General features: G+C 65.4%; 2 protein-coding genes and 1 pseudogene. 2 read left to right on the plus strand and 1 reads right to left on the minus strand.

Translation table 11 applies throughout. The features are described 5' to 3' along the window. Window positions 1–939: 939 nt before the first annotated feature. A complete protein-coding gene (locus tag ACZ58N_RS37265; RefSeq protein WP_471169570.1) occupies window positions 940–8,007 on the minus strand; it encodes a ricin-type beta-trefoil lectin domain protein in 7,068 nt (2,355 codons plus the stop codon). A 348-nt stretch (window positions 8,008–8,355) separates the two neighbouring features. Between ACZ58N_RS37265 and ACZ58N_RS37270 the strand changes: the two genes are divergently transcribed. Further along, on the plus strand, window positions 8,356–11,616 hold the full coding sequence (locus ACZ58N_RS37270; protein WP_471169573.1) for a DNRLRE domain-containing protein: 3,261 nt from the start codon (window positions 8,356–8,358) through the stop codon (window positions 11,614–11,616). A gap of 890 nt (window positions 11,617–12,506) precedes the next feature. Continuing rightward, window positions 12,507–12,632 (plus strand): annotated as a pseudogene (locus tag ACZ58N_RS37275) (transposase); the annotation flags it as partial. Window positions 12,633–12,948: the final 316 nt, after the last annotated feature.

Here is a 12,948-nt window from a genome sequence, read left to right on the forward strand (position 1 = left end):
CGCAGCCCCATCGCCTACGAAACCGCACTCGCAACACAACCAACTACGCTGGTACCAGCCGCATAAACCGTGTTCAGGATTCGGGGTCAAGGCCCCGTGTCCTGTTGGGCCTGCCTACCTCCCGCGCGGCATACCCGCCACACCTGTACGAACTAATTGAAAGCACACTCACATCCGCCGGTGTCCATCCCGACCCACACATCCGTCGCTGGGCCGCAGCAGCAGACCACTAGGAAGGCTGAGCCCGACTCTCACCCCTCCTGACAGTAACGGGACAGCCCTTAGGTGGGAGAAACAGGGGTGACACAGCAGGTGAGCCGTACACACAGTCGCGGCTCCTACGGGGCATGGACAACCCCCGTACGACAGGAAGAGACAGTCATGAGCCTCGGCGGATGGGGATATGGCGATGTCGGCTGGGGAGCCACTGAGGACTCAGGCGCGGGCCTGACCCGGGACATCGGCTGGGACGTGAGGGCGACTGACCGCCCAACGAGGCAAATTAGTGCCCTTACCCCTACTGCCTTGAACGAGTCTCTACCCACAATGTCATCTGTGTAGGCTCGCTTTACTGCAAGAGGGGGCCCGGTTGGTGCGGCCCTGCGATAGAAGCCTTACCCCGAAATCGGGGTAAGGCTTCTCTGGGATCTATCCTTTAGTTTATGGTGTCTGCGTTTTTAGCCTGCCTGAGTGAAATCTGGGATCCCCTCGGTTGCGGCAGGGTCGTCGAAGGTTCGGAAGTCAAATCCGGCCTTGGCCTGAGCCCGCGAGATGGAAATTCCGTGCAGGCAGTTATCGCACCAAAATTCTGCATACCCGATCCGGGTATCCTGATCCCCGATGTATCGCAGTCGGAGATCCGAAAAACCGCAATTCGGGCATGTCGTATTCGGTTTTCCATCGATGACCCTCGAGAGTGCTTTCATCCACTCTCCCCGGCTACTTTGCACCCTTACTCCCGTTCGAGTTGTAGTAGTATGCGAAGCTGTCTTCGATGGCGTAAGCTGTGCGCTCGTAAATCTTCGATGTTTCGGAGTCTCGAACCCCATAACCGTATAGATCGAGTTGCATTACGTGCGTTCTCTCGTGCCCGATTGTTCGCACCAGGGTTTCCGGGGATCCGAAGGCGTCGGCGTAGAACTGTATGTCACCGTTAGAGGGATTGGTCCAGCCGTAGAGATCCTTCCCTACGTGTTCGGGATCCTTGACGATCTTCCATTTTACGCCAGAGAGGTCTGCTCCTCCAAGAGTGGCATATTTCTTCACGGATTTTCTGGTCATGGGGACCTCCAGGTCGCTGTACGCTCCGAGATTCTGCCCCCGACGCCACAAGGCTGCTGCGGCGAAGGATTGGGCGACCCTGGACTCTGCAGCGATTGGGCCAAGGGGAATCGAGGCAACGGCCCCTCCGCCCGCATATCCCATCTCGAATGCGGCAGTTCCGGCGTCAACTCCATGCTCGTTGACCGCCTCCTTGCGGATGGCGTCGCCTGCGCATTCGACCTCTCCGAACAGTTTGAATCCTTGGCATGCGAATGTGAGCCCATCCGCAACCCCTGCCAGGAATCCGGCTGCGAGGTCTCGGTCGTTGCCCATCGGCTGGTTGACCCAGGTACTGGTGCATGATGCCCGGTTGCACACGGTCTTTGTGTGACCCTGCGGCGTCCCGCCCTTCGAGCGCGTCGTGTTCTTCGTGCTCTTGCTTCCGCTGTTGGTGCCTGCACTGCCTCCGTAGTACGTGGGCTTCAGCCAAACACGCTTCCAGTACGTCGGGTCCCCGCGGTTGTAACTGACATGGGTGTTTTTCGCGAGCTCGGCGCCGCCTCCGGTCCGTTCTTTGATCTCGTTCGTGTTGCCGAAAGTGATTGTTCCCTTGGAGCCGCAGCTGTAGAGCGTTCCGCATTCTTCACTGCGCAGGCCGCTAGGGTCTGCGTTCATGACGGGGTTGCCTGCGGAGTAGGTGTACCCGTTCATCTGAAGCGGGTCGGCGATGTCGATGATTGGGTCGACGGATATGAAACGCCCTGTGGTGGGTTCGTACTCGCGAGCGCCGATGTGGGTCAGACCGGTGTTGGTGTCATCGACTCCGGTGCCGAGGAAAGAGCGGTTGCCAGGCCAATTGCTGGGCTGGGCGCCGCGGGGGTTTCCATAGGGGTCGGACTTGCGGCGGGTGACGGCCTGGCCGGTGCTCTGCTCCACCGAGGTGGTTGCGGTGCCGTGGTGGTCGGAGAGTTGGATGGTGAGTTGGTGGTTGTCGGCCTTACCGCTGGTGCGGCGGACGGTGTTGGCGCCCGGGCCACTGTAGTAGCGGACGGCATCGAGTGCCTGGCCAGCCTTGTTTACGGTGATCTCGGCTTCGCCGAGGTAGAGGGTACGGCTACTGCCGGTTTCCTCGATCAGACGGTTGCCGGAGGCGTCGTAGATGTAGGTGGTGCTGGTGTCGAAGGCGAACTGCTGGGGTCCGGTGGTGTTGCAGGACCACAGCTGGAGGTCGGTGCCGTCGGCGGCGTTGTTGGGGACGTCGACGCACTGGTTAGTAGCGGGGTTGTTGAGCGACTTGTCCCCAGCGCGGTAGACGAACTTCTGCTTGTCGCTGCCGTCACAGGTGGCCAGGATGAGCTTCGTGCCGTTGGCGCTAAGGCACTTGTCCAAGGCACGGACAGTGTTGTTCGTCAGCCGCCACTGTTGGGCCTTTGTCTCGTTGCAGGGATAGATCTGGACGGGTGTCCCGTCAGACGTTCCGCCGTATTCGACGTCTACGCACTTGCCGGACGCGCCGGTGATGGACGCGGCTGCGATGCCCGGGCTGCTTGCCGAGGTGATCTTGTTGCGGCGGTCCCAGGTGAGCGTCTGCGCATCACCGTCGATGCGCCGGCTTTTGGTGTTGCCGGAGGCGTCGTACTCGTAGGTGGAGAGGGAACTGACTGTGGAGCCCGGGGTGCGGGTGGTCTTGTCGGCCTTTGCCAGGGCGTGTGGCTGGACCTTGACCGGCGGCTGGGCGCCGTTGCCAGCGATGGTGACGCCGTAGGTGTAAGTGGTTTCGTCGTCAAGCGCACCGTTGGTCAGGTCGCGGTTGATCAGTTTGGAGCGATTGCCAATCGAGTCGAACAGGTATTCCTGCCAGAAGCCGTCACCGTCCGGTCCGGGAGTGACGTCGGCCAGGCTGGGGCCGGCGCAGGCCGCCGTCTTACCGGTCCATGCCTGCGTGAGCTGTCCTAGCGGGTCGTACGTGTAGCACTGGCGGTCCTCCCGACCGCCAGGCTGGGAATCCGTGATGGAGGTGACGTTCCCGGCCGGGTCGTACGCGTAGGAGACGTTGCTGATGCGGTTGGGGCCGCCGGTCTCCCTGTCGCTGATCTGGTTGGTAACCTGCCCGGTGTTCTGGTTGTAGAGCGTCGTCGTCCACACCCGATTCGGGGCGTTGCCTGTTGCGGTACGCAGGACTTCACCGAAGGGGCTGTACTTGATGTCGGCGGTGTACCAGTTCAGGCCGGACATGCTCTGGGCCATGCCGTCGGCGTTGTAGCGGGTGACCAGTTTTTCGACTGCCAGGCCCCCCGGCGCGCCCGGGAGAGTTCTAGACTGGACCTTGCCGGTGGGAGTGTAGGTGGTGCCGTAAGCGTAGGTTCCGGCCAGGCCCTTGGTGGCCGGAACGTCCGGGATCGTGATTTTAGATCCGGTCGGCCGGTACTCGGTGTCGTAGGCCGTGACCTCGCTGGAGTAGGCCGCCCCACCCTCGTAGCGGGTTGATGCGACGGGCTGGCCCTTGGAGCCTGGAAGGCTGTCGAAGGTGAAGGACGCGACGAGTGGACCGTCGGCCGCGTTGTCACGCAGCTCAGTGATGCGTCCGAGAGCGTCGTACTTTGTGTACTGGTTGCGGCCGCTGGAGTCCTTGGCCCAGATCTGCTGGTCGAGGTTGTTAAACCCGAAGGTGGACGTTCCCGTATCCGGATCTGTGGCGCTGGTCTTGTGGCCCCGGGCATCGTAGCCGTAGGTCCACTGGTTCCCGGCGGGGTCGGTGACCTTGGCCAGGTTGCCGCGGTTGTCGTAGGTGTAGGTGGTCTTGTTAAAAGTGGTCAGATCGGCGGCGGTGTACTGCCGAACCTCGTTGGTACGGCCGAGGGCATCCGTCCAGGTTTCCGCCGTACGGCTGCCCGCTAGGGGCGTGATCCCGTTAGGGGACAGCGCGGTGCGAGTGCGGGTCCAGTCGCCTCCGTACTCGGTGGTGGCCGCGTACTGGGGCACGTCCGCGTGGAGGGTGGTTGCTCGGACGGTGCGGCCGAGACCGTCGTAGGCCGTCTCGGTCGAGCTTGGGACCTGGAAGACGCTGTCCGGGACGAAGATCTTCTTTGCCGGTGCGCCTTCGGCGTAGTAGGCGCTGTTGATACGGCGTGCTGTCCCGTTGGCGCTGTACAGCGTGTCCGTGATCAGTCGGCCCCCGCCCATTGCCTTGGACTGTGTCTGGCGAGGCCTCAGAAGGCCGTCGTAGATCGTGACGGTCTGGGTGTAGGTGCCGTCGTCCTGCAGCGTGCTGCTGGTGACAGCCGGGGCCTCGTGTTCGGAGAACTGGTAGCCGAAGGTGACGGCTGCCTTGTCCATGGCGGGCTTTTGCGAGGGTGTCCAAACTGCTGTGGAGCGTCCGAGGCTGTCGTAGCTGGTTGTGACCTTGCGGCCGTTGGTGTCGGTGGCTTCCAGTAGGCTGCCCCGGGCTGGGTCGACTGCGGTGCTCGAGGTGTGCCCGAGGGCATTGGTCTTCGTCACGGTGAACGCAGGACCGGCTGCCGGGGTGAAGGTCGTGGACGATGAGTTGCCAGCGGCGTCGTACGTCTTTGTGGCGCGGCCGAGGGCGTCGTACTCGCTGCGGCTGTTGGTGATCCAGCCGGTCCCTGCCCCGTCGAGGGTGTCGGTCTGAACGACCAGCCCCTTGGTCGGCGCGGCGCCGAAGGCGTTCAGCGCATCGTAGGAGGTGCGGGAGTCGGAGAGAACGGACCCGGTCGTGCTCTGTACGCAGTCCCCTTGGGTCGTGCGGACCCGATGAGGCAGGCCGATCAGATTCTGGCCGGGGTTGTGTACGTAGCTGGTGGTAGTGCAGCTCCGTTCAACGGAGGTCCATCCGGTTCCGCTGTTGGCCAGGGCCTCGGTCTGGGTGGTGAGGAGTAGGCCGTAGGTGGTGTCGAAGGTGTTACGGGTTCGGACCATGCGGGACTTGCCGGCGCTGACGCTGGTGATCTCGTCCGTGCGCGTGACATCGCCTCGGAAAGCCTCTAGGGGAGTGGTCCCATCTCGGGGTCGGCTTGCCGTCTTCTGGCTTGATGGCCAGGTCAGTACCCGGGAGACGACGGTGCCGCCTGCCTTGGCGTAGGTGATGCTCTCGGCTGCGTTGCCCTGGTAATGACGCCGGTCCTCGCCGAGTTCTTCGGTGTTGGTGGAGTCCTTGATCGTGATCTTGGGGCGGCCGGCATCGCCGGACATGCCCCGGAAGTAGCGGGTGCGGGTTTGGGACTGCTCGGTCGCGTCGCTCTTGCCCGCGTTGGCGGTGACGCCCTTGTTTACCACGACGCTGGCGTAGCCGCGCCATTCGTTGTAGGTGCGCAGTTCGGGCTTGGTGAACTCGTCGCTGTCCTTGGCCCAGGCCGCGTCGCCCTCATAGGTATAGCTGGTCGTGACGTCGGGCTGGCGGGCGACTCGGTCCTTCTCGGTGACCTTGTCGACGACGTATTTGTTGAACCACTCCAGCGGCGGCTTCTCCAGCTCGCTGTCCGGAGACCAGTGGACGGGGAAGCAGCGTGTGGTGTTCTCCTCAGGCTTCGGATGTGTGCCACCGACAGGGCAGGGCGCGGAGTAGTCGACGGAGACCTCGCCGCCAGTCTCCGAGCGGATTGTCTCCACGCGCAGACGGTCGAAGTCGGGGGTCGCGTCGGTGGCACTGGTCGCGACACGGTTGGGCATGTCCTGGACGTTGGGCAGGAAGGAGACCGGCGGGAGCGCGATGCTCTCCTGGTTGCCGGCAGCATCCTTGGTGGTGCCGAAACCGGTCCGGGTGATCGACTCAAGCCACAGCGGCGGGTGCGTGTCGGTGCGCTGCCTCGGGAACGAGTGGGCGAGCGTCCACCGGTCTACCAGGGACAGAGCGGTGGAACCCGTGGTGCGCTGGCCGTAGGTGGTGACCGCAGCCAGCCGCTTGCGGGTCCAGAAGGTGGGCGCGCCGCTGTAGCAGTCCTTGGCGTCAGCCTTGCAGTGCAGGGTGGCGGGGGTGTCCCACCACGGCTGCTTGGCACCGTAGTTGTTGCCCTCGAATTCGACATCCGAGCACTGGGTGATGCCTTCCTTGATGCAGCGTTCGGCAACGGTGAACTCGACCTTGGCGGCCGGTGCGCCGGACAGGTTGTCGCTTCGCAGGCCGTAGGTGATCTGCGTCGGATATCCCGCGCGGGTGTAGGAGACCGGCTCCTTGTACTTACCGTTCTTGGCGTAGCGGTTGGTCTCCTTGGCCCAGTCGATGATCATGGCGTTGGCATGTACGTCCTCGACGTAGTCGAGGTTCCAGCGCCAGCCCTGAGTGCACGATGAGGCCGCGAAGGAATTCTGGTAGCAGGGTTCTCCGGGGTGGTTGCCGAAGACCGGGGCGGTGAGGACGGAGTTGGTTACGGGTCGGCTGCCGACGCCGTCGAGGTCGTGGCGGCCGAAGAAGTAGCGCGTTCCGTCCCGGGTGGTAACGACCCAGTACTCGCCGTCCTTCGCCCCGTTGGCGATAGCGGAGTCCGCCTTGCGTTCGACCCGGGAACCATCATCCGATGCGGGGACCCAGGCGCCGGTTGTGGCGTCGTGGACCAGTTCGGTCGTGGAGCCGCCCAGGGACATAACGACGTTGTCGCCGGCCCAGCACAGGTCGTTCTTCTTCTTGTCCGTGCTGTTGTCGTTGTTCGGCTTGGTTGGGCTGGCCTTGAGGTCATCGGAGCAGGAGCGGTAGCGGCGTTCGATGAAACCCGGCTCGTAGCCCCAGCCGTCGCCGATCCAGGACGCCTGCCCGTTGGCCACGGAGGTCTTGCCGTCCACTGCCTGCGACGAATATCCGAAGCCAACCGTCGGCGTGGGTCCCGCAGCCGCGGCGGGAATCGTCAGGGGGTACGACCAGGAGAAGCCGCCGCCACTGCCGCCCGCTGACCATGAACCTGAGGGAGACAAGGATGTGGCCTTGTAGGTTCCGCCCGCACCGGCGGCGCCGTCGGATGCGGCCAGGACGGTGGGTCCGCCGCTACCGCCCGCCATGGTGCGCATGCCTTGGCTCGGTGCAGTGGCCGGGTCGATGGTCGCACGCACCGTGCCGGTGGCGGGGTCGTTGACACTGGGAACGTCCTGGGCGACCGAGCACTCAGGCAGATCCGGAGTGGTCAGAAAGCACTCTGGGAGCTGCTTCAACTCCAGGCGGGTGGCCCACTCGGTGCCGTAGAGGTCCTTGAACTTCTTGTAGTCCAGTTGGACATCCACCGGTGTGGAACCTTCGGTCGGCGGAGTCACCTTGATCAGTGCGCCGTCGACTTTGGCTGCTTCGGTGGCGGCGCGTGTCTCGACTGAGACCGCCCAGGTGCCCGACGGTGTGGGAGGGGTCGGGTTCTCGGCGGTCGGCGAGGCCTTGCCGATGCTTACAGGCAAGGAGCCGGCCTGGAGCAGTTGGTCGCCGGACAGTGTGACACTTGCCGTCCCTCCGGCCGGAGGTGTGATCTTGGACGGTTCGTACTCGGCAGGCGGCTGGACGGGAGCGCCGGCCCAGCCTTCGAGCTTGGCCGCCTCGACCTTGTCGAGCTTGGCCTTCATGTCCTGCTGGAGACCGGGCAGCTGTACGCCGTCCCGGGAGCCCGGCGGCGCCGCCCAGGCCTGTAGGGGCAGGAGTGATGCGATCAGCGCCACCGAGACGGTGACGCCGGTGCGCCCGGCAAGGCGCGCGCGTTTATCGCGCGACCTGCTGTTTCCGGGCAGGCGAAAATGATGCGCCGAGAACGGCGACATGTGGACCCCCCACGCTCTGCCCACGGTGATGACACACGTGTGGCAGGGAACTGACAAATAGTGCGCTGATTCTGCGGTCTCCGGCGGACGAAATCCAGAGTCCGCTATCAGGTGTGGAATGTATCACTTGCCGTCTGCATAGGTTGTGACAAAAGCCTAGTAGCGGGCTAATGGCGGGTGTTGTCGCAGGTGACGTCGACCACGTGATGCGTCATGCTCGGCTCGCACATTCCATGCGCGAACACCGGTCGGGGAGCCGGTCCTTCGCGCTGCCCGGCTGCCGGGCGCATTTGCCTGCGAACACCCAGGGGTGGCGAAAGACCGCACCCGAGGGGGGAGAAAATCACCGTGTCCGAAAACGAATCCTCGGAAGAGCATTCGCAACTGTCCTTTGAAAAGGAGCCGGGTGACGCCGCGGACATTCCGCGTAGGTGGTACCGGCGTCGCCGGGCCCTCGGGGGCGTCACCGCCCTGCTCGCGATGGCGGTCGCCGTGCCCGTGGCCCTCACCCACGACGACCGACCCACGCCGGCGGAAAACCGACCCACGCCCAAGGCCGACCAGGCCCAGAGCCCGATGACCGCAACCGAGGCGCGCAAGCAGGCCAAGGAGAGCGGCCACGAGGTCGAGGTCACCTCGGAGACGACCGCGCACACCACCACCTGGGCTCAGCCCAACGGCGTGTTCAAGATGCGGGTGTCGAACGCGGCGACGCGTGCGAAGGTCGGCGATCAGTGGAAGCCCATCGACACGACGCTGGAGCGGGTGGAGGGCGGTTTCGCGCCGAAGGCAGTGAACGGGCGCGTGGTGTTCAGCGCGGGCACCAAGGCCCAGCCGGCTCCCGTGGACGGGGGTGGTGAGCGTGCCTCGCGCAGCGTCTCCCGTGTCGCGTTGGCGCGTCCGGTGGTGGTGAAGGCGGACGGTCCGGAGCCGCAGTGGAGTGACCTCGTACGGCTCAATCTCGACGGTCGCGATCTGGTCGTGGGCTGGCCCGGGCCGCTTCCCGAGCCGGTGGTCTCGGGCTCACGGGCACTGTACGAGAACGTCCGGCCGGGCATCGACCTGGTGATGACCGCTCAGGACAGCGGCTACACGCACGTGCTGGTCGTCAAAGACAAGCAGGCCGCCGGCGACCCGCTGCTGGGCCAGTTGAACTACCGGCTCTCCTCCCCGGACCTGACCTTCCACCTCGACGGGGAGTCCCGCTCCGTCAGTGCCCGCGACGCCAAGGGCGAAGAGGTCGCGGGCTCCCCGACCCCGTACATGTGGGACTCGGCGGGCAAGGTCGCCATCACCGAGGGCGAGAACGTCCCCGCACCCGCTCCCGAGGCCAAGGCCCACCCCACGCTGGCGTTGCCCGGTCTCAACGGTGCGGAGGGCAACCACGCGAAGGCGGCGGGGGCGGACCTCTCCCCCGAGAACATCCTCACCGTCAAGCCGAGCACGCAGCTGCTGAACGACGCGGACACCGTCTACCCCGTCTTCATCGACCCGTCCTTCAAGGGCCACAAGCAGAACTGGACCACCCTCTACAAGACGGAGGGCGGCTCCAGTTTCTGGAACGGGCAGAACTACAACAGCGGCTCCGGCACCCCCGAGGCTCGCGTCGGCTACGAGACCACCACGTACGGCACCTCGCGGTCGGCGTTCATCTTCGACTTCGGCAGCCAGCTCCACGGGACGCAGATCCGCTCGGCGCACCTGCGTGCCCTGCAGACGTACAACTGGGGCTGTGAAGCGCGGCCGTTCGACGTCTACCACACTCCATTGATCACCAGTTCCAGCACGTGGAACAACACCAGCGGCTTCTGGGGCAAGCGGATCGCTGGCGCGACCACCAATCACGGGGCCAAGAGCGCCTGCCCCGACGCTTGGGTCGGCATCGACATCAAGTCCACGGTCGAGGAGGGCGCCCGTGGCGCCTGGCAAAACCTCACCCTGGGCCTGCGCTCCCCGAACGAGAGCGACCCCAGTTACTGGAAGAAGTTCCAGGCCAACGGCGAGAGCGCCCCGTTCATCGAGGTCGAGTACACTCGGGTGCCCAACACCCCGGTCAAGGCCGACATGTCCACCTCACCCGGCGGCGAGTGCTCGACGCAGCCCCCGATCGTGAAGATCGGCAAGTCGGACGTGACCTTCCAGGCCAAGGCGTCGGACGGCGACGGCAACCTGCGGCACCTGAACTTCCGCGCCTGGTCGTCCAGCGGCTCCGCCGTCGACGCCTACGGGGACACCAACAGCGACGGCGTCGCCTCGGTGAAGGTCGGGTGGGAGAAGTTCACCCCCGGTGTCACCTACTACTGGCTGGCCCAGGCCGTCGACTGGGACGGCCAGTGGTCGGGCAGCGGGCCCCTGGACTCCGGCGGCGGCGGATGGTGTGCCTTCACCGTCGACCACACCCAGCCCACAGCCCCGACGATCCGCTCCGAGGACTTCCCCGCCCCCGGCCCCGATGGCGCCGAATGGAGCAAGAACACCCTCGGCCCCGGCAAGATCACCGTCATAGCCGGCGGCACCAACCCCGCCGACATCCGCGAGTTCCAGTGGTCGCTCAACCATCCCGTCTACGACCAGAAGGCCGTTCCGGCCGCGGGCCAGGACACCGTCACCGTGGACGTCAACCCCGACAACGCCGGCCCGAACCTGTTCTACGTACGGATCGTCAACAAGGCCGGGAACTTCTCCGATCCGTTCACCTACACCTTCTATGTCCGGCCCAAGCCCGGCCTCGACGGCCCCGGCGATGTCACCGGCGACAAGAACGCCGACCTCCTCGCCATCGACGGCGCCGGTGACCTGCGCGTGTACCCGGCCGATGCCACAGGCGACGTGGACGCCTGGATGCCCGCCGCCGTCGACAACGGCAAGCCCGCACCGGCCGGGTACTGGAAGGACCCGAGCGGAAGGACCGCCCTCATCGGGCACTCCAACGACTGGTACCCGGGCGACGGCATCACCGACCTCGTCGCCCGCATGCCCGACGGCAAGTTGTACGTGTACCAGGGCGACGGCAACGGCCGCTTCGACATCAGCCGCCGCACCGAGATCCTCCTTCCCGCGGGCGCACCCAATCCGGCCACCCTCACCCAGATCGTCGTCGTCCCCGACATGAACGGCGACAACGCCGAGGACATCTTCGCCACCGCCGGTGACACCCTGTGGGTCCTCACCGGCTACACGGGTGCATCCATCACCGAAGCACGCCAGCTCTCCGCGACCAGCTGGACCAAACGCGACATCATCGACGTCCGCGACGTCAGTGGTGATGGGGTACCCGACCTCACCTTCCGCGACGACGCCGACCCCAACCGGGGTCTGGCCCTGCGCCGCGGCAAGCCCGGCACGAGCGGCGGCGCCGACATCAACTCCCTGGCCCTCGCCGTCAACTCCGCCGACGGCAAGGACCTCCCCTACGGCACAACTGGCTGGGACAGCACCACCTGGCCCCTCCTGCGCGGCGCGCCCGACGTGAATGGAGACGGCATCCCCGACCTCTACCTCACGAAGAACGACGGCACGCTGCACCGCTACCACGGAGGCCGCACGGCCATCGACGTGGGCTGGCGTGTCGAGGAAGACGACTGGAAGACGTTCCTCACCCTCGGCTGACCAACGTCCCACCCACAACCACCCCACACAAACCGACGCCCGGCCCAGAAACCCCCTGGGCCGGGCGTCGGCCCACATCACAGACCAGCCCACCAGCCCGCCGGCCGGCGCGACCGTCCCCGTCGCCGTCCGCTCGGAGCCGTCACCGCATGGGCGTCCACGGTTGTGAGGCTGGGACCCCACCTGATATGTCCCGCCCGCCTTGGGGCCGCTCCCGTCCCTCCTCTGGTTGGCGTTGGTGACGAGGCGCCGGGTTCGGTGTCCGCCACTCAGCTTGTCGTTCAACGTCCCGTTTCGAACGGGCAGGCCCCGAGTGGCAGGCTGTGGCCGTGATCATCGCGACGGATGACCAGCCAAGACCGCTGTCGACTTGTTGGCTCCGCTGGATTGCCGTACCGCCCGGGGACCAAGCGGGAGTCATTGCGTCCGTGGGCCTCACCCGGCCGTTACCCGTGACGTTCACCGAGGCCATCATCGACGAGGACGGCCACGGAGAGGCTCTGGACAATTTAGATGGACTGGCCCGGGTGTATGTAGGCCCTGAGATCGAGGGATGGACTCTCGTGATCGGCCCGTGGTGCGATCCGTGCAACGCCAACAGAAGTGACGCAGTCCTGCGCTTGAGTGCAGATCTCAGCTCCCGTTACGGGGGGGGTGCAGGCGTACTACTTCGGCACCAAGAACGACAGCTCGGCCTGGCCGATCGACGAGAACGGGGTCGTGGTGCGGCGATACCCGGGGTCTTCCTACGGGGTGATCGTGGTCTGCAGTCCACCGACCGTAGCCGCGCGGCGGCGGGCGGGGAGGCATTTCACCGCGTGATCGGGCCTTGACCCCGAATCCTGAACACACGAGACACTGGATCCTGAGGATCTGAGAACGGACATCTCGTGGTCATGAAGAACTACCCGCCGGAGTTCAAGGCGGACGCGGTCGCGCTGTACGAGTCGCGGCCGGGAGCGACGATCAGGTCGGTCGCCGCCGATCTCGGGGTCAATCCGGAGACGCTGCGGAACAGGTCGGACACCGGGATCCCGTGGTGGGCGGACAGTCGGTCGAGGTCGGCCAGCGTCCACGACGGCCCATGGGACTCCCCCGACTGCCGGCGCGACACCTGGCCCTGACTCAGCTTCAGGCCCCGCGCGAGGTCGGCCTGCGACTCCCCCGTCGCATACATCAAGGCCGCGACCGTCAGCCGTAGCAGAGCTTCCGAACTGGACATATGCACAACTCCCATCGCCTATGCGCGCATTGCACGCAGGGTGGTCGGTACCCGCTCCACCTGCGGGAGCCCTGGGCACTGATCCAGGTACCCCACCTGCGCAGCTCCAG

It is taken from the genome of Streptomyces sp. NPDC040432, assembly GCF_055595445.1.